The 17,383-nt window shown below is 71.8% G+C and carries 15 protein-coding genes; 5 read left to right on the top strand and 10 right to left on the bottom strand.

Features of this window, described 5'->3' with window-relative positions; translation table 11 throughout:
• The first annotated feature begins 27 nt into the window (after positions 1 to 27).
• Positions 28 to 222, top strand: a complete 195-nt coding sequence (locus ACTMS9_RS01775) for a hypothetical protein (RefSeq protein ID WP_441143140.1) — start codon at positions 28 to 30, stop codon at positions 220 to 222.
• Here the strand turns inward: ACTMS9_RS01775 and ccsB are convergent.
• The 6 genes from ccsB to hemL are packed head-to-tail and all read right to left on the bottom strand — an operon-like array spanning position 188 to position 6,209.
• Positions 188 to 1,165 (bottom strand): c-type cytochrome biogenesis protein CcsB, encoded by a 978-nt coding sequence (gene ccsB / locus ACTMS9_RS01770; protein WP_441143142.1) that lies wholly within the window; start codon positions 1,163 to 1,165, stop codon positions 188 to 190. The genes ACTMS9_RS01775 and ccsB overlap by 35 nt on opposite strands.
• A complete protein-coding gene (gene resB / locus ACTMS9_RS01765) occupies positions 1,165 to 2,790 on the bottom strand; it encodes a cytochrome c biogenesis protein ResB (RefSeq protein WP_441163955.1) in 1,626 nt (541 codons plus the stop codon). The genes ccsB and resB overlap by 1 nt, the downstream gene beginning before the upstream one ends.
• Positions 2,790 to 3,647, bottom strand: a complete 858-nt coding sequence (locus tag ACTMS9_RS01760) for a cytochrome c biogenesis CcdA family protein (RefSeq protein ID WP_441143146.1) — start codon at positions 3,645 to 3,647, stop codon at positions 2,790 to 2,792. Before ACTMS9_RS01760 ends, resB begins: the two co-directional genes overlap by 1 nt.
• Positions 3,647 to 4,219, bottom strand: a complete 573-nt coding sequence (locus ACTMS9_RS01755) for a TlpA family protein disulfide reductase (RefSeq protein ID WP_441143148.1) — start codon at positions 4,217 to 4,219, stop codon at positions 3,647 to 3,649. Before ACTMS9_RS01755 ends, ACTMS9_RS01760 begins: the two co-directional genes overlap by 1 nt.
• Complete coding sequence (locus ACTMS9_RS01750) at positions 4,219 to 4,866, bottom strand: histidine phosphatase family protein (protein WP_441163954.1); 648 nt, start codon at positions 4,864 to 4,866, stop codon at positions 4,219 to 4,221. Before ACTMS9_RS01750 ends, ACTMS9_RS01755 begins: the two co-directional genes overlap by 1 nt.
• A gap of 5 nt (positions 4,867 to 4,871) precedes the next feature.
• On the bottom strand, positions 4,872 to 6,209 hold the full coding sequence (gene hemL / locus ACTMS9_RS01745) for a glutamate-1-semialdehyde 2,1-aminomutase (RefSeq protein WP_210778268.1): 1,338 nt from the start codon (positions 6,207 to 6,209) through the stop codon (positions 4,872 to 4,874).
• Positions 6,210 to 6,350: 141 nt separating this feature from the next.
• Between hemL and ACTMS9_RS01740 the strand changes: the two genes are divergently transcribed.
• On the top strand, positions 6,351 to 6,683 hold the full coding sequence (locus ACTMS9_RS01740) for an STAS domain-containing protein (RefSeq protein WP_238451628.1): 333 nt from the start codon (positions 6,351 to 6,353) through the stop codon (positions 6,681 to 6,683).
• Between the two features lie 54 nt (positions 6,684 to 6,737).
• Here ACTMS9_RS01740 and ACTMS9_RS01735 read toward each other — a convergent pair whose 3' ends face one another.
• Complete coding sequence (locus ACTMS9_RS01735; protein WP_441143151.1) at positions 6,738 to 8,330, bottom strand: ABC transporter permease; 1,593 nt, start codon at positions 8,328 to 8,330, stop codon at positions 6,738 to 6,740.
• A complete protein-coding gene (locus ACTMS9_RS01730; protein ID WP_441163953.1) occupies positions 8,327 to 9,238 on the bottom strand; it encodes an ABC transporter ATP-binding protein in 912 nt (303 codons plus the stop codon). The genes ACTMS9_RS01735 and ACTMS9_RS01730 overlap by 4 nt, the downstream gene beginning before the upstream one ends.
• 92 nt (positions 9,239 to 9,330) lie before the next feature.
• Here ACTMS9_RS01730 and ACTMS9_RS01725 point away from each other — a divergent pair, with 92 nt between their 5' ends.
• From ACTMS9_RS01725 to ACTMS9_RS01715, 3 genes are all read left to right on the top strand, one after another.
• Positions 9,331 to 9,852, top strand: a complete 522-nt coding sequence (locus tag ACTMS9_RS01725) for a GbsR/MarR family transcriptional regulator (protein ID WP_441163952.1) — start codon at positions 9,331 to 9,333, stop codon at positions 9,850 to 9,852.
• A gap of 115 nt (positions 9,853 to 9,967) precedes the next feature.
• Positions 9,968 to 10,912 (top strand): RNA polymerase sigma factor SigJ, encoded by a 945-nt coding sequence (gene sigJ, locus ACTMS9_RS01720; RefSeq protein WP_441143158.1) that lies wholly within the window; start codon positions 9,968 to 9,970, stop codon positions 10,910 to 10,912.
• 93 nt (positions 10,913 to 11,005) lie between these two features.
• Positions 11,006 to 12,202: an NAD(P)/FAD-dependent oxidoreductase gene (locus ACTMS9_RS01715; protein WP_441163951.1), complete on the top strand. Its 1,197-nt coding sequence runs from the start codon at positions 11,006 to 11,008 to the stop codon at positions 12,200 to 12,202.
• Positions 12,203 to 12,428: 226 nt separating this feature from the next.
• Here ACTMS9_RS01715 and ACTMS9_RS01710 read toward each other — a convergent pair whose 3' ends face one another.
• Complete coding sequence (locus ACTMS9_RS01710; RefSeq protein WP_441143162.1) at positions 12,429 to 12,986, bottom strand: response regulator; 558 nt, start codon at positions 12,984 to 12,986, stop codon at positions 12,429 to 12,431.
• A complete protein-coding gene (locus ACTMS9_RS01705; RefSeq protein WP_441143164.1) occupies positions 12,983 to 17,353 on the bottom strand; it encodes a HAMP domain-containing protein in 4,371 nt (1,456 codons plus the stop codon). The genes ACTMS9_RS01710 and ACTMS9_RS01705 overlap by 4 nt, the downstream gene beginning before the upstream one ends.
• Positions 17,354 to 17,383 lie beyond the last annotated feature (30 nt).

The following is a 17,383-nucleotide window of genomic DNA, read 5'->3' as shown; positions in this document are numbered from 1 at the left end:
CCGCACTCCGTGGGTCGGCATGGCGGAGTGGACGACGCGTACGTGGTGGGTGACCGGGACGGCCTCTCGCCCCTGCTGGCCGAGATCCGGGACGCGGTGGCCCGCGAGCTGCGGATCGAGCTGGCCGACGTGCCGGAGATCGCCCACCAGGTCACGCTCGGCGTGGACCGGGTGCTGACCGGCCGGCTCACTCCACCCCGGCGTAGGAGTGCAGGCCGGTGAAGAAGAAGTTGACCCCGAACAGGTTCATCAGCATGGTCAGGAAGCCGAGCACCGCGATCCAGGTGGCCACGTTGCGCTTCACGCTCGGGGTCGCCCGGGCGTGCAGGTAGCCGGCGTAGACCACCCAGGAGATGAACGCCCAGGTCTCCTTCGGGTCCCAGCCCCAGGCCCGACCCCAGGCCGCCTCGGCCCAGATCGCGCCGGCGATCACCGCGAAGGTGAAGACCGGGAACGCGAAGGCGTGCAGCGCGAAGGTCAGCCGCTCCAGGCCGGCCGCCGCGGGCAGCCGCCGGGCCAGCGTGTAGGGGAAGCTCCGCTTGCCCTGCTCGTACCCGTTGCGGATCAGGAACGCCACCGCCGGCACCACGCCCAGCAGGAAGATGCCCGAGCTGAACACGATCGTCGACACGTGGACGATGAACCAGTAGGACTGCAGCGCCGGCATCAACGGCACCACCTGGACGTAGAGCTTCAGCTCGGCGAAGGCGAGCAGCAGCACCATCACCAGCGTGAGGAAGAGCCCCAGCCGGCGCAGCGCGGGGCGCTTGACGAGCACCGCCAGCCAGGCCGCCGTGCCGATCCAGGTGACCGTCAGCACGAACTCGTACATGTTGCCCCAGGGCATCCGCTCGGCGGCGATGCCCCGGGTGACCAGCGCCCCGAGGTGCAGCGCGGCGGCCAGCACGGTGACACCGGCGGCGATCCGCCCGGCCAGCCGGGCCCGCTGCGCCGACCGGCTGCGCCGGGTCTCGGCAACCACCGGCGCGGCGGGGGCGTCGACCGGGCCGCCGGTGGCGCCCACTCCGGCGCCGACCAGCTCACGAGCGGGGGCGGTCGACACCGCGCGGACGTTGCCCAGCGCGTACTCGACGGCGTGGCTGATCATCGCGATCAGGTACGCCAGGATCGCGAACGTCACCAGCTGGTCGGAGACTGCGGACATCACTCGACTCCCTCTCGCGCCCGCCCGTCGGGCCGCTCGTCGCCGCTGACCGCGGCCACGAGCTGCGCGAACTCGTCGGCGAACCCCGGATGCTCGGTGCGCGGCAGCCCACCGGCCTCCACCAAACTACTACCGTGCGTCGGAGATCCACCGTCGGGGTCGACGGGGGTCACCCGGAACCAGACCCGCCGGCGCCGGGCGAAGAGCGAACCCATCAGGCCGCCCAGCAGTACCACGCAGGCGCCGAGCATCAGCGTCTGGCCGGGGGCGTGCCGCACCGAGAGCGTGATGTACGGCTTGGTTCCCACGAACTCCAGGCTGCTGCCATCGTCCAGGGTCCACTTCTCCCCGACGCCCAGCTTCTTCTGGCCGATCTCCTTGAGCTTGCCGCTGGTCACCTGGCGCTGGTCGAGCTGGTAGACCGAGCCGGGGATGCCGGCGTCCAGCCCCAGGTTGCCCCGGTAGGCGGTCAACACCACCGCCGGGTTCCGCTCGGTCGGGTACTTCGACTCGACGAAGGGCGCGGTGTCCGGAGCGGTCGGCAGGTAGAGCCCGTCGAACGCGACCTGCTGGTCGGCGGCGCGCTTGCCGGTCTTCGGGTCGACGTTGGCGTCCGGGAAGGCCGCCACACCCTCACTCGTGAGGTTGGCGTCCCCGGAGGTCAGGAACGGCACGGTGCTGGTCTGGCTGCGCCCGTACCGGTCGGTGTACTTGAGCACCGGGGCGTACCCGTGGCCGAGCAGGTAGACGTTGGCGGAGTCGAGCCGCAGCGGCGAGTTGACCGAGAAGCCGGCCGCCCGCTTCGTGCCGTCCGGCTCGTCCACGGTCACCGAGGCCCGGTAGCTCTCCGGCTGGCCCGAGGAAAGGAACCGGGCGTCGAAGTTGTCCAGGGTCAGGCAGAACCCGGGCAGGTCGGCGCTGTCCACCCGCGGGCCGAGGGAGGCCTCGCTGTACTGCTGACGGGTGTTGCAGAAGGCGTTCTCCTCGCCGGCGACCAGCAGCCGGTTGCCGTGCCAGCCGTACCAGGAGCCGAGCGCCACCCCGATCAGCACGGCGACCAGCGAGGTGTGGAAGAGCAGGTTGCCGGTCTCCTTGAGGTAGCCCTTCTCGGCGGAGACCTCGTTGCCGCGTACCTCGACCCGCCAGCGGCGCCGGCGCAGTACGGCGGCGATCGCCGCCGGCTCGGTGGGCGCGTGCGCCGGCAGCACCGCGTGCTGCGGCAGCCGCTCCAGCCGCTTCGGCGCGGCCGGCGGCCGGGACCGCAGCGCGCGCAGGTGGTCGCGCATCCGGGGCAGGATGCAGCCAACCAGCGAGGTGAACAGCAGCAGGTAGATCGCGGAGAACCAGACCGAGCCGAAGACCTCGAAGGCGCCGATCCGGTCGAGTTGCGGGGCGAGCTCCGGGTGTGCCCGGAAGTACTCGTTCACCTTCTCCGGGTTGACGCCGCGCTGCGGCAGCACCGAGCCGGGGATGGCGGCGACCGCGAGCAGGAACAACAGCACCAGGGCGGTACGCATGCTGGTGAGCTGCCGCCACGAGTTGCGCAGCAGGGCCAGCGCCGGGTTGGGCCGCCGCCGGGGCGCCTCGGCCGGCGGGGTGGCCGGCCGGTCGTCCACGGTCGTCATCAGATGCTCACCTCGCCCACGCCCACGGTCGTCTGCAACCAGATCACGAAGTTCTGCCACCCGCCGGTGACCAACGCCAGGCCGATCAGGATCAGCAGGACCCCACCGATGCGGGTGACCCAGCGGCTGTTGCGCCGCACGGCGCGGAAGACCCCGAGCAGGCGGTGGAAGCCCAGCCCGAAGACGACGAACGGTATCCCCAGCCCGAGGCAGTAGGCCACGGCCAGCACCACGGCCCGGTCGGTCTTGCCGGCCGCCGTGGCCATGCCCAGCACCGCGCCCAGCGTCGGGCCGGTGCAGGGCAGCCAGCTCAGCGCGAAGACCGCGCCGAGGACCGGCGCCCCGAGCAGCCCGGCGGCGGGCAGCCGCTGGATGCGGAACTCGCGCTGCATGCCGGGGACCACGCCCAGGTAGCTCAGCCCGAGCAGCACGACCAGCGTGCCGATGACGATCTCCAGCGTCCGCTCGTGGTCGAAGAAGACCCGGCCGAAGCTGGCGAAGAGGATCGCGGTGGCGGTGAAGACGACGGTGAAACCGGCGATGAAGAGCAGCGTCCCGGCGAGCACCCGCCCCTTGACCGCCGCCGCCGGCCGGGCGGCCACGGGCGTCGCGACGGCCACTCCGCCGCCGGCCGCGCCCGCGGCACCGGGCGGGGCCGCGTCGCCGGCCGGGGGCTCCTCGGCGCGCGCCCGCCCCTCCAGGTCCGCGCCGGCGAGCCCGGTCACGTACGACAGGTAGCCGGGCATCAGCGGCAGCACGCACGGGGAGAGGAAGCTGACCAGCCCGGCGAGCGCCGCCGCCCCGATCGCCAGCAGCAGCGGACCCGACTCGGCGACCTGGCGGAACGTCTCGCCCATCAGCGGGAACCGGCGGCCGGCTGCTCGGCCGCGATCCGCTCGACGATCGGTTGCAGGCCGTCCTGCTTGACGGCCGCCCGGATCACGGTGGCGACCCGGCCGTCGCGGTCGAGCACGACGGTGGCCGGGACGGTGTTCGGCGGGATCTCCAGGGCGAGCGCGAGCCGGCTCGCCGGGTCGAACAGGCTCCGGTAGGTGACCCGGCCCTCCTCGAAGGCGATCGCCTTGTCCCTGCTGTCCTGCACGTTGATGCCGAGGAAGGTCACCCCGGCGGCCTTGGTGGCCTGATAGGTGGCCTCCAGGTCGTCGGCCTCGGCCCGGCAGGGCGCGCACCACGAGCCCCAGAAGTTGAGCACGACCACCTGGCCACGGGCCTCGGAGACGTCGTACCGGCCGCCGGTGAGCAGCTCACCGGCGATCTTCGGGGCGGCCGAGCGCTGGTCCGGCGCGCACGCGACGATGCCGCCGTCGTTGGCGCAGCGGCTCTCCCCGTTCTCGGCGGAGCAGCCGACCAGCGCCGTCCCGGCGGTGACGGCGGCGAGCAGGACGGCGATCGACCTCCGGGAACGCATCAGGCCCCCTTGGCCGTCCGGGCTGTCGTCGACATCGCGATCAGGTGCGCGGCGGGCTCGCTGTAGCCGATCCCGGTGACCTTCGCGCCGTCGAAGTGGAACGAGGTGAGGCTGGCCAGGCCGCACTGCCGGCGGCGCGGGTCGTGCCAGAGCCGCTTGCGCTCGACGTGGCGGCGCAGCGTCCAGATCGGCAGCTGGTGGGAGACCAGGACGGCCTCGCGCCCCTCGGCGGCGACCCGGGCGGCGTGCAGCGCGGCGAACATCCGCTCGGCGATGGCCTGGTAGGCCTCGCCCCACGAGGGGGTGACGGGGTCGCGCAGCACCCACCAGTTGCGCGGGTCGCGGAACGAGCCGTCGCCCGGCGAGACCTTCTTGCCCTCGAACCAGTTGGCGCTCTCGATCAGCCGCTCGTCCACCCCGACGGGGAGCCCGAACTGGGCGGCGATCGGCTCGGCGGTCTGCTGGGCGCGCTCCAGCGGGCTCGTCACCACGTGCACGATCTCCCGCTCGGCGAGCGCCTGCGCCGCCGCCTTCGCCATCTGGATGCCCAGCTCCGACAGGCGGAAGCCGGGCAGCCGCCCGTACAGGATCTGGTCCGGGTTGTGCACCTCGCCGTGCCGCAGCACGTGGACAACCGTTGCGCTCACGTTCCCTACCCCCCGTGCCCCGCCGCTGCCGCCGCGTTCGCCGCCGTCGGCAGCGCGGCCGCGATCTGCTCCAGTGCGGCGTCGTCGATCGCCGCCGAGACGAACCACGACTCGAACGCGCTCGGCGGCAGGTACACGCCGGCGGCGAGCATCGCGTGGAAGAACGCCTTGAAGGCGGGCACCTGCTGGGTGCGGGCGCTGTCGTAGTCGCGCACCTCGGCGTCGGTGAAGAAGATCGAGAACATGTTGCCCGCGTACGACAGGCGGTGCGGGACCCCGGCGGCGGCCAGCGCGTCGGCGGCGAGCCGGCCCACGGTGGCGGCGGTCTGGTCGAGCCGGCGGTAGAGCGCGTCGTCGGCGAGCCGCAGGGTGGCCAGGCCGGCGGCGCAGGCCAGCGGGTTACCGGAGAGCGTGCCGGCTTGGTAGACCGGGCCGGCGGGGGCCAGTCGGTCCATGATCTCGGTGCGCCCACCGAACGCGGCGGCGGGCAGTCCGCCGCCCATGACCTTCCCGTACGTCCACAGGTCGGCGTCGGACGGGTCGAGCCCGTGCCAGCCGGCGCGGGAGACCCGGAAACCGGTCATCACCTCGTCGACGATGAGCAGCGCGCCCTCGGCGTGGGCGATCGCGGCGAGCCGCTGGTTGAAGCCGTCGCGCGGGGCGACCACGCCCATGTTGCCGGCGGCGGCCTCGGTGATCACCGCGGCGATGTGCCGGCCCTCGTCGGCGAAGACCTTCTCCACCGCCGTGATGTCGTTGTACGGCAGCACGATGGTGTCACCCGCCGCCGCGCCGGTGACACCGGGCGAGTCGGGCAGGCCGAGGGTGGCCACGCCGGAGCCGGCGGCGGCGAGCAGCCCGTCGGAGTGACCGTGGTAGCAGCCGGAGAACTTGATGATCTTGGAACGCCCGGTGAAGCCGCGGGCCAGCCGGATCGCCGACATGGTGGCCTCGGTGCCGGAGTTGACCAGGCGGACCTGCTCGACCGGGGTGCGGTCGACGATCTCCGCGGCCAGCTCGACCTCGCCGGGCGTCGGCGTACCGAAGCTGGTGCCCTTGCCGGCGGCCTCCCGGATGGCCTCGACCACCTCGGGGTGGGCGTGACCGAGGATCAGCGGGCCCCACGAGCAGACCAGGTCGACGTAGCGCCGGCCGTCGGCGTCGTAGAGCCAGGGGCCCTCTCCCCGGACCATGAAGCGCGGGGTGCCACCGACGGCCCGGAAGGCGCGCACGGGGGAGTTCACCCCGCCCGGCACGATGGCCTTGGCGCGGTCGAACAGGGCCTCGGAGGCCGGCGCGTCGGCCGGGTAGCGGCCGGATCCGGCGGAAAATATGTCGGTCACGATGTCGCCATTGTGTCAGCGCCGAACGGCCAATCGGCAGCCACCCCGGGGCGGGGTTACCAGACTCACCCCGGTGCGCGCGCCCGGCGGCCGAAGAGGTCTCACCGGGCCAGGGCGTCGAGATCGCGATAGGCTGACCGGGTGGATCGTGCCGAACTGTCCATCACGGTACACCGGACGGGCGATGAAGTGGTGCTTCGCCTGGCCGGTGAGATCGACATGCTCACGGCCGGCCAACTGTCGGCCGTCGTCAACGAGGTGCTCGCCGACCCCCCGCCGCGGATCGTGCTCGACCTGGGCGGCGTCACGTTCTGCGACTCCCAGGGACTCGGCACCCTGGTCGTGCTCAGCCGCAAGGCCAGCCACGCGCGGACCCTGCTGGTGCTCAGCAACGTCGGTGACTTTCTGCTCCGCGTCCTGGACATCACCGGGCTGCGCTCCGCCCTGATGATCCGCAACGAGACCGCCCCCTGACCGTCGCCGGACCGTGCGGTGGACGGCTCAGCCGCCGCCCACCTCACGAACCGGTCAGCTGGTGGGGACGTCGCGGCGGCGGAAGCCGGTCAGGCCTGTCACGGCCAGCAGGACGGCCAGGGCGGTGAGGGCCAGCAGCGGGGTGGCGGTCCACGAGCCGCCGAGCACCTGCGGGGTGTGGGTGAACGGGGAGACGTCCAGCAGCCACTGGCTCAGCTCCAGCACCGCGCCGAGCTGACCGAGCAGCACGCAGACCACGAGCACCCCCCAGGCCACCGGCGCGAACCGGGGCAGCAGCCCGTAGAGCAGTACCGCCAGGCCGGCCAGCACCCAGGCCGCCGGCACCTGCGCCAGCCCCGCGCCGAGCATCCGGGGCAGCTGGCCCGGCACGTCACCCACGCTCAGCCCGTAGGTGAGCCCGGTGGCGAGCCCGGAGACGGCCAGCACCACCACCGGCCCGACCAGGGCGAAGAGCAGGTGCGAGGCGAGCCAGCGGGACCGGTGCACCCCGGTGGCCAGCAGCGGCTCCGCCCGTCCGGCCGCCTCCTCGGTCCGCATCCGCAGCGCGGCCGCGATGCCGTAGCCGGCGGCGGCCAGGCCGACGAAGGCGAGCGTGCTGCCCAGGTACGCCTCGGCGAGCGCGGACGAACCACCCAAGCGGGCCATGATCTCCTCGAGCTGGACGTTGCCCTCGACCGACCGACCGGCCGCCTCGGCCGCGCCGCCGAGGATCAGCCCGAGCAGCCCGAAGCCGACCGACCAGCCGAGCAGCGCACCCCGGTGCAGTCGCCAGGCCAGCCCGAACGGCCCGGACAACCCACCTCCGGCGTGCGCCGGCCCGAGCCGGGGCGGCAGCAGCCCGGCGCCCAGGTCGCGGCGCACCGACAGCGGGTACGCGAGCGCGCCGAGCAGCGCGGTCAGCGCGACGGGCAGCGCCAGCACCCACCAGCGCTCGCCCTCGTACGCCCGGATGCGCGGGGCCCAGCCCAGCGGCGAGAGCCAGCTCGGCCAGTCCCGCTCCGCGGTGTCCCCGGCGAGCCGGAGCGCGAAGGCCAGGCCGAGCACCCCGACGGCGATCCCCCGCGCGCCGCCGGCCGTCTCGGTGAGCTGGGCGGCGAGCCCACCCACGGTGGCGAAGACGACCCCGACCAGCGCGGTCGACAGCCCGTAGGAGAGCGAGCCGGCCGCCGGCAGGCCGGTGGCGGCCAGGCCGGCCGCGGTGAGCAGGCCGAGCAGCAGGTTCGCCGCGTAGGTGACGGCCAGCGCGGCGGTCAGGCCGGCGTACCGGCCGAGCACGGTGGCGCCGAGCAGCTCGCGGCGGCCGGCCTCCTCCTCGGTGCGGGTGTGCCGGATGACGGTGAGCAGGCTGATCAGCCCGACGATCAGGGTGAGGAAGCCGCCCCGCTGGGCGGTGAGCGCGCCGACGCTGTCGCCGTACACCGGGCCGAGCAGAGCGACGATCGAGGGGTTCGTCGCGGTGCCGGTGGCGTACGCGGCCCGGTCGGCGGCGGTCGGGAAGAGCTCGAAGAAGCTCGTCGCGTACGTCATCGGCAGCACCGCCAGCACCAGCACCCAGAGCGGCAGCAGGACGCGGTCGCGGCGCAGGATCAGTCGGACGAGGTGCCGGGTGCCGGTGAGGGTGCTCATCGGTTCGCCCCGGCCGGCTCGTCGGCCGTCGTCCCGTAGTGCCGCAGGAACAGCTCCTCCAACGTCGGCGGCTGGCTGACCAGGCTCCGTACGCCCAGCTCGGCCAGCCGGCGCAGCGCGGCGTCCAGCGCCGGGTTGTCCACGTCGAAGCGCACCCGGCTGCCCTCCACCCGCAGGTCGTGCACGCCGGGGAGGTCCGCCAGGCCGTCCAGCGGGGCGGAGATCTCGGCGTCGATGGCGGTGCGGTGCAGGTGCCGCAGTTCGGTCAGCGTCCCGGTCTCCACGTTCCGCCCGTTGCGGATGATGGTGACCCGGTCGCAGAGCGCCTCCACCTCGGCGAGGATGTGGCTGGAGAGCAGCACCGTCCGGCCGTCCTGCTTGGCCCGGCGCACCCACTGCTGGAAGACCTCCTCCATCAGCGGGTCCAGCCCGGAGGTCGGCTCGTCGAGGATGAGCAGCTCGACGTCGGAGGCCAGCGCGGCGACCAGGCCGACCTTCTGCCGGTTGCCCTTGGAGTAGGCGCGGCCCTTCTTGCGCGGGTCCAGCTCGAAGGATTCCAGCAGCTCGGCGCGGCGCTTCGGGTCGAGCCCGCCGCGCATCCGGCCGAGCAGGTCGATCACCTCGCCGCCGGAGAGGTTGGGCCAGAGGGTCACGTCGCCGGGGACGTACGCCAGCCGGCGGTGCAGCGCGACCGCGTCGCGCCACGGGTCGCCGCCGAGGAGTCGGACGGCCCCCGCGTCCGCCCGCAGCAGGCCGAGCAGCATCCGGATGGTGGTGGACTTGCCGGAGCCGTTGGGCCCGAGGAAGCCGTGCACCTCTCCGGCGCGGACGCTGAGGTCGAGGCCGTCGAGCGCCCGGATCCGGCCGAAGGTCTTGACCAGGCCGGACACCTCAATGGGAGTTTCCATGCTTCGGAAGCTACACTTGTTTCAGAAACTTGTGAAGACTGTGAGATCTGAGGCACGATCAGAATCCCGATGAGCACTGAGGAGCCGCGCCGATGTCTGCCGAGAGCCCGTCCAGCCGGAACGAGGAGGAGATCCACCTCTTCGTCGAGCGGATGGCAATGGCCTTCGCCGACGTGGGATTTCCCCGGATGGCCGCCCGGGTGCTCTTCACGGTGATGAGCGCGGACGAGCCGCTGACCGCCGCCGAGATCGGCGAGCGCCTCGGGGTCAGCGCCGCGGCCGTCTCCGGCGCTGTCCGCTATCTCACCCAGTTCGGCATGCTGGTCCGCGAGCCGGTCAAGGGCTCCCGTCGCGACCGCTACCGGATGCCGGACAACCCCTGGTACGAGGCGACCATCACCAAGACGGGGCTCTACAAGACCTTCATCGACATCGCCGGCGGAGGCGTGGACGCGCTGCGCGGGCGGGACACCCCGGCCGGCGAGCGGGTGGCCGAGATGCGGGACTTCTTCGTCTTCGTCCAGGAGGAAATCGACTCGCTCGGCGAGCGCTGGCGGGCCCGGCGGGCCGCCACCGGCCACCCGGGCCACCCGGCTACGGGCGACCGTCAGTAGGTTCACTCGAGGCGTCGGGTGGTGGGTCGGCCGGGCCAGCCGTGGGTGTGCGGGCTTCCCATGACCGGAAAATCTTGTGACTGTTGCCGCCCCCACCCCGCCTAGGATCGAGGCCATGCCCTTGACCGCGAGCGACGTCGACCGGTTCGAGGCCGGCAGGCACCGCCTGGAGGCCATCGCCTACCGCCTCCTCGGCTCCGCCGGCGAGGCCGAGGACGCTGTGCAGGAGACGTTCCTGCGCTGGCAGGCCGCCGACGTCGACCGCATCGAGGTCCCCGAGGCCTGGCTTACGAAGGTGCTCACCAACCTGTGCCTCAACCAGCTCACCTCCGCGCGGGCACGGCGCGAGACCTACGTGGGCCAATGGCTTCCCGAGCCGCTGCTCGCCGGGGATCCGATGCTTGGCCCGGCCGACACCGCCGAGCAGCGCGAATCGGTCTCGTACGCGGTCCTCACCCTCATGGAGCGCCTTTCCCCCAGCGAGCGGGCGGTGTACGTGCTGCGGGAGGCCTTCGACTACCCGCACCGGGAGATCGCGGAGATCCTCGACATCACCGAGGCCGCCAGCCAGCAGATCTTCCACCGCGCCAAGAAGCATGTGGCGGACGGCAAGGCCCGCACCGAGGTCGACGAAGCCGCCGCCCGGCGGATAGTCGAGGAGTTCCTCGCGGCCGCCACCAGCGGCCGGACCGAGCCGCTCGTCCGGCTGCTCACCGAGGACGCGATCTCGATCGGCGACGGCGGTGGGAAGGTCCCGGCCCGCGCAAAGGCGTTCCAGGGCGCCCTCGCGGTCGCCAAGTTCCTGCGGGGCCTGTTCAAACCCGGCGAGGCCAAGCGCGCCATCGTCGGCGGCGCGCCGGAGGTCTACGCCTGGACCGCCAACGGCGACCCCGCCGTCGTGGCGGTCGTCGACGGCCGGGTCGTCGGCGTCGTGTGCCTGGAGGTCACCGGCGAGGGCATCGCCGCGTTCCGCAACCAGGCCAACCCCGACAAGCTGGAGCGCGCGACCGAGCGGTTCGCGGCCGCCGACCACGGGGAACCGCTGTTCAAGGCCTTCTGACCTTCGTGTGAGGTGCTTCACATCGCATTCCTGTCAGGAAACGGCGGGCCGCCCGGTTCAAGTGGCGAACCCGCATCAGACAGGAGCACCGAGATGCAGCACCGCGTCATCGTCCTCGGAGCCGGATACACCGGAGCCATCGCTGCCGGCCGCCTCGCCAAGCGGCTGCACCGCGAGGACGTCGCCATCACCCTCGTCAACGCCGAACCCGACTTCGTGGAGCGGGTCCGGATGCACCAACTGGCGGTCGGCCGGGACCTCAAGCCCCGGCCCTTCAGCGAGATGTTCGCGGGCACCGGCGTCGAACTGAAGCTCGCGAAGGTCACCGGCGTCGACGTCGACCGCAGGACCGTCGCCGTCATGGACGGCAACGGCGCCGAGGAGCTGGAGTACGACACCCTCGTGTACTCCCTCGGCAGCGGCTGGAACGCCCAGGGCGTCCCCGGCACCGCCGAGCACGCCCATGAGATCGCCAGCCGCCCGGGAGCGCTCCGGCTGCGCGAGCGCCTGGGCCGCCTGGAGGCCGGGCAGACCGTGACCGTCGTCGGCGGCGGCCTCACCGGTCTGGAGGCCGCAACCGAAATCGCTGAAGCCCGCCCGGACCTCGACGTCGCCCTCGCCGCCCGCGGCGACCTCGGCGACTGGCTCTCGCCCAAGGGCCGCGGGCACCTGCGGAAGGTCTTCGACAAGCTCGGCATCACCGTGCACGAGCACGCAGACATCACCGGCGTCGAAGCCGACCGCGTCACGACCGCCGACGGCAAGGCCATCCCGGCTGCGGTCACCGTGTGGACCACCGGCTTCGCGGTCCACCCGATCGCGAAGGCGACCGCCCTGGAGGTCACCGGAGCCGGTCAGATCGTGGTCGACGGGACCATGCGCTCGGTCTCGCACCCCGACGTGTACGCCGTCGGCGACGCGGCCTACGCGATGGGACCGGGCGACAAGCCGCTGCGGATGTCGTGCGCCTCGGGCACTCCGGCCGCGTGGCAGGCCGCCGACGCGATCGCCGCGCGCCTGACCGGCGGGAAGCTCCCGAACATGCCGATCCGCTACTTCCAACAGTGCATCTCCCTGGGCCGCAAGGAAGGCGTGATCCAGTACGTGACCGCCGACGACCGCGCCGTGCGGGCGGCACTGACCGGTCAGCTCGCCGCCGTCTACAAGGAACTGATCTGCAAAGGCGCCGCCTGGGGCGTCGCGAACCCGACGCTCGGGCTGCCAACCCGGCGCCGCCGCGTCGCGCGGGAGCGGGCCACGGCGGGCTCGGCCGTCAAGACGCTGGCCTAGTGCACGCGGCGAAGCGGGCGCCCTCGATGCGAGGCCGTCCGCTTCGCTGTCGGTCCAAGCGGCGACGATCGCCGGGCGGAGGTCCTCGGCCGGGGGCTCCCAGGCGTCGACGTCGACGGTGACCTGGTCGCCCGATCGGAACCGATCGTGCCTTCCAAGCGCGCCGCGGCCACTCGTCCCGTGAATGTGTGCGGGTCTTGGGGCGGCGCGGGACGCTTACCCAGGATCAGGCGGTGTTGCCCCAGCGGGCCTGCTCCAGGATCTCCACCGCCCGGTCGCGGGTTTCCTGGTCGTCGTTGGCGCGCAGCAGCGAGGACGCCTCGTCCACCGCGTCGGTGAGCACCCGCCACTGGGCGTCCCGCTCCCGCACCAGGTCGGACTGCGCGGCGAGCTGCCGGGTCTTCACCCACAGCTCCACGAAGACCGACACCTTGGCCCGCAGCACCCAGGGGTCGAAGGGCTTGGTGAGGTAGTCGACCGCGCCCACCGCGTAGCCGCGCAGGGCGAGCTGCGCGTCCTTGTCGGCGGCGGTGAGGAAGATGATCGGCACGTGCCGGGTCCGCTCCCGCCGCTTGATGTGACTGGCGGTCTCGAACCCGTCCATGTCCGGCATCTGAGCGTCCAGCAGGATCACCGCGAAGTCGTCCACCAGCAACTGCTTCAGCGCCGCCTCACCGCTCTCCACGGCGACCGACTGCACCGGAAGGCCCTGGAGAATGGCCTCCAGCGCCATCAGGTTCTCCCGCCGGTCGTCCACCAGCAGCGCCTTGGCTGTCTGCGTCACGAACTCTCCTCGCCTCGGCTGCCGCTGATCCACGACGCCATCCGCTCGATCAACTCGTCCAGGTCGACCGGTTTGGTGATGTAGTCACTGCCCCCGGCCGCCAGTGCCGACTCCCGGTCACCCGGCATCGCCTTCGCCGTCAGGAAGACGATCGGCAGGTCCGCGAAGCGGTGGTTGCGGCGGATCTGCCTGGTGGTCTCGTATCCGTCCTGATCCGGCATCATCGCATCCATCAACACGATGTCCACCTCCGGATGCTCCGCCAGCAGACGGACACCGTCCGCCCCGTTGTCCGAGTACAACACGGCCATGCCGTGCAACTCCAACGCGGAGGTCAGCGCGAACACGTTCCGTACGTCGTCGTCGACGATCAGCACCGTGGCGCCGTCGAGCTGCCGGGTGGCCGGGGCCTCCGCCGGCTGGGGCAGCAGCTCCATCGGCGGCATCAGCAACGACGAGGGCAGGCCCGCGCGCTGCGGCGACGGGGCCTGCGGCGCCACCACCGCGTCCGGCGCCAGCACATCGGGTACGAAGAGGGTGAACGTCGAGCCCTGACCGGGTGCCGACGTGACGGTGATCGTGCCGCCCAGCAGGCGGGCCAGGTCCCGGCTGATCGACAGCCCCAGCCCCGTCCCGCCGTAGCGGCGGCTGGTGGTGCCGTCGGCCTGCTGGAACGCCTCGAAGATCAGCGACAGCTTGTCGTCCGAGACGCCGATGCCGGTGTCGATCACGGTGAACGCGATCACCTGCCGGGCGTTGGTCAGCGCCGGCACGTCGAAGACCGCGTTCTCCGGCGCCGGCGCGATCCGCAACGTCACCGCGCCGTTGTCGGTGAACTTGATCGCGTTGGAGAGCAGGTTGCGCAGGACCTGCTGCAACCGCTGGGCGTCGGTGACCAGCGCCGGCGGCAGCTCCTTGGCCACCCGTACCTGGAAGTCCAGGCCCTTCTCCTCGGCCTGCGGGGCGAACGCCTGCTCGACGTACCCGCGGATCTCGTCGAACCGGATCTCGGTCGGCTGGACGTCCATCCGGCCCGCCTCAATCTTGGACAGGTCCAGGATGTCGTCGATCAGGGAGAGCAGGTCCGAGCCGGCGCTGTGGATGGTGCGGGCGAACTCGATCTGCTTGCGGCTGAGGTTCTGCTCCGAGTTCTCGGCCAGCAGCCGGGCCAGCAGCAGCAGCGAGTTCAGCGGCGTCCGCAGCTCGTGGCTCATGTTGGCCAGGAACTCCGACTTGTACGCCGAAGCCCGGGTGAGCTGCTGCGCCTTCTCCTCCAGGCCGAGCCGGGCCAGCTCGATCTCGCGGTTCTTGGTCTCGATGTTGCCCTTCTGCTCGGAGAGCAGCTTGGCCTTGTCCTCCAGCTCGGCGTTGGTGCGCTGCAACTCCGCCGACTGGTCCTGCAACTCCAGGGCCAGCCGCTGCGACTGCGCCAGCAGCTCCTCGGTCCGCCGGTTGGCCTGGATCGTGTTGACCGCGATGCCGGTGGTCAGCACCAGCCGCTCCAGGAACGCCAGGTGCAGCTCGGAGAAGCGGGCCACGCTGGCGAACTCGATCACGCCGAGCAGCTCGCCCTCGAAGAGGACCGGGAGCACGACCAGGTCGGCCGGGGGCGTCTCGGCCAACCCGGAGCGCAGGGTGAGCCGCCCGTCGGGCAGCGCGTTGACCCGGATCGTGCGGCGCGACAGCGCCGCCTGACCGACCAGCCCCTCCCCGGGCCCGAAGGTCACGTCGTGGCCGCGCGCCACGTAGCCGTACGAGGCGGTCAGCCGCAGCCGCATCACGCCCTCGGAGGTGTCCGCCAGGAAGAACGCGCCGAGCTGCGCGTCGACCAGCGGGGTCACCTCCATCATGATCATGCGGCAGACCTCGCCGAGGTCCCGCTGGCCCTGGAGCAGGCCACCGATCCGGGCCAGGTTGGAGTCGAGCCAGCCCTGCTCGGCGTTCTTCTTGGTCGTCTCCCGGAGGGTGACGATCATCTGGTTGATGTTGTCCTTCAGCTCGGCGACCTCGCCCTGCGCCTTGACCGCGATCCGCTGGGTCAGGTCGCCCCGGGTCACCGAGGTGGACACCTGGGCGATCGCCCGCAGCTGGGTGGTGAGCGTCGAGGCGAGCTGGTTGACGTTCTCGGTCAGGTCGCGCCAGGTGCCGGAGACGCCCTTCACCTGGGCCTGACCGCCGAGCTTGCCCTCGATGCCGACCTCGCGGGCCACCCGGGTGACCTCGTCGGCGAACGAGGAGAGCTGGTCCACCATCGTGTTCACCGTGGACTTCAGCTCCAGGATCTCGCCCTGCGCGTCCACCGTGATCTTCTGCGACAGGTCGCCCTTCGCCACCGCCGTGGTGACCGAGGCGATGTTGCGCACCTGCGACGTCAGGTTCGACGCCATCGAGTTCACGTTGTCGGTCAGGTCCCGCCACGTACCCGAGACGCCCTTGACCTGCGCCTGACCACCCAGCTTGCCCTCGGTACCCACCTCTCGGGCCACCCGGGTCACCTCGTCGGCGAACGACGACAGCTGGTCCACCATCGTGTTCACCGTCGACTTCAGCTCCAGGATCTCGCCCTGCGCGTCCACCGTGATCTTCTGCGACAGGTCGCCCTTGGCGACCGCGGTGGAAACCTGGGCGATGTTGCGCACCTGGGCGGTCAGGTTCGACGCCATCGAGTTCACGTTGTCGGTCAGGTCCCGCCAGGTGCCGGCCACGCCGCGCACCTGGGCCTGGCCGCCCAGCTTGCCCTCGGTACCCACCTCTCGGGCCACCCGGGTCACCTCGTCGGCGAACGACGACAGCTGGTCCACCATCGTGTTCACCGTCGACTTCAGCTCCAGGATCTCGCCCCGGGCATCAACCGTGATCTTCTGCGACAGGTCGCCCTTCGCCACCGCCGTGGTGACCGAGGCGATGTTGCGCACCTGCGACGTCAGGTTCGACGCCATCGAGTTCACGTTGTCGGTCAGGTCCCGCCACGTACCCAGGACGCCCTTGACCTGCGCCTGACCACCCAGCTTGCCCTCGGTACCCACCTCACGGGCCACCCGGGTCACCTCGTCGGCGAACGACGACAGCTGGTCCACCATCGTGTTGACGGTGTTCTTCAGCTCCAGGATCTCGCCCTGCGCGTCGACGGTGATCTTCTGGCTCAGGTCACCCTTCGCGACCGCCGTGGAGACCTGCGAGATGTTGCGGACCTGGCTGGTCAGGTTGCCGGCGAGCTGGTTGACGTTCTCGGTGAGGTCACGCCAGGTGCCGGAGACCCCACGCACCTGGGCCTGGCCACCCAGCTTGCCCTCGATGCCCACCTCGCGGGCCACCCGGGTCACCTCGCCGGCGAACGACGACAGCTGGTCGACCATCGTGTTGACGGTGTCCTTCAGCTCCAGGATCTCACCCTGCGCCGCAACGGTGATCTTCTGCGACAGGTCACCCCGGGCCACCGCGGTGGAGACCTGGGCGATGTTGCGCACCTGGGCGGTCAGGTTCGACGCCATCGAGTTGACGCTGTCGGTCAGGTCCTTCCAGGTGCCGGCGACGTTCGGCACCTCCGCCTGACCGCCGAGCTTGCCCTCGGTGCCCACCTCGCGGGCCACCCGGGTCACCTGCTCGGCGAAGAGCCGCAGGGTGTCGGTGAGGGAGTTCATCGTGTCGGCCAGCTCGGCCACCTCGCCGCGCGCCCCGACGGTGATCTTCTGCGACAGGTCGCCCTTGGCCACCGCCGTCGCCACCTGCGAGATCGACCGCACCTGGCCGGTCAGGTTCGACGCCATGGTGTTCACCGAGTCGGTGAGGTCCTTCCAGGTGCCGGCGACGCCCCGGACGTCGGCCTGGCCGCCGAGCTTGCCTTCGGTGCCCACCTCCCGGGCCACCCGGGTCACCTCGTTGGAGAAGGACGAGAGCTGGTCGACCATCGTGTTGACCGTGCGGCCGATGCGCAGGTACTCACCGCGCAGCGGGCGACCGTCGATCTCCAGCGCCATGTGCTGGGAGAGGTCGCCGTCGGCCACCGCCACGATCACCCGGGCGATCTCGGTGGTCGGCCGCCCCAGGTCGTCGATCAGCGAGTTGATCGCCCGCTGCCCCTCCGCCCAGGAACCGTCGAACCCCTCCTCGTCGAGGCGTTCGGTGAGCCGGCCGTCCCGGCCGACGATCCGGCTGATCCGGCGCAGGTCCAGGTGCTGCCGCTCCTGGATCGACACCACGTCGTTGAAGGCGTCCGCCACCTCACCGGCCGCACCCGCCCGCCGGGGCAGTCGGACCTTGAAGTCGCCGCCCCGCACCCGGCGCAGCGCCTCCGCCAGCTCGACGAGAAGCGCCGCGTGCTCGGAAGCGGACGGATCCGCGGTCACCGACTGTTTCGCGCTCATCATTCCTCGCTCAGCTCGGGGCCACCGGCGCTT

It is taken from the genome of Micromonospora sp. L31 (genome assembly GCF_052068075.1).
GTDB lineage: Bacteria > Actinomycetota > Actinomycetes > Mycobacteriales > Micromonosporaceae > Micromonospora > Micromonospora purpureochromogenes.
This window is presented reverse-complemented; position numbering and strand designations above follow the sequence as displayed.

Excerpts from the sequence above, each read along its gene's own strand:
- ccsB (WP_441143142.1), bottom strand. The coding sequence starts at position 1,165 with ATGTCCGCAGTCTCCGACCAGCTGGTGACGTTCGCGATCCTGGCGTAC.
- resB (WP_441163955.1), bottom strand. The coding sequence starts at position 2,790 with ATGACGACCGTGGACGACCGGCCGGCCACCCCGCCGGCCGAGGCGCCC.
- ACTMS9_RS01760 (WP_441143146.1), bottom strand. The coding sequence starts at position 3,647 with ATGGGCGAGACGTTCCGCCAGGTCGCCGAGTCGGGTCCGCTGCTGCTG.
- ACTMS9_RS01755 (WP_441143148.1), bottom strand. The coding sequence starts at position 4,219 with ATGCGTTCCCGGAGGTCGATCGCCGTCCTGCTCGCCGCCGTCACCGCC.
- ACTMS9_RS01735 (WP_441143151.1), bottom strand. The coding sequence starts at position 8,330 with ATGAGCACCCTCACCGGCACCCGGCACCTCGTCCGACTGATCCTGCGC.
- ACTMS9_RS01730 (WP_441163953.1), bottom strand. The coding sequence starts at position 9,238 with ATGGAAACTCCCATTGAGGTGTCCGGCCTGGTCAAGACCTTCGGCCGG.
- ACTMS9_RS01725 (WP_441163952.1), top strand. The coding sequence starts at position 9,331 with ATGTCTGCCGAGAGCCCGTCCAGCCGGAACGAGGAGGAGATCCACCTC.
- sigJ (WP_441143158.1), top strand. The coding sequence starts at position 9,968 with ATGCCCTTGACCGCGAGCGACGTCGACCGGTTCGAGGCCGGCAGGCAC.
- ACTMS9_RS01715 (WP_441163951.1), top strand. The coding sequence starts at position 11,006 with ATGCAGCACCGCGTCATCGTCCTCGGAGCCGGATACACCGGAGCCATC.
- ACTMS9_RS01705 (WP_441143164.1), bottom strand. The coding sequence starts at position 17,353 with ATGATGAGCGCGAAACAGTCGGTGACCGCGGATCCGTCCGCTTCCGAG.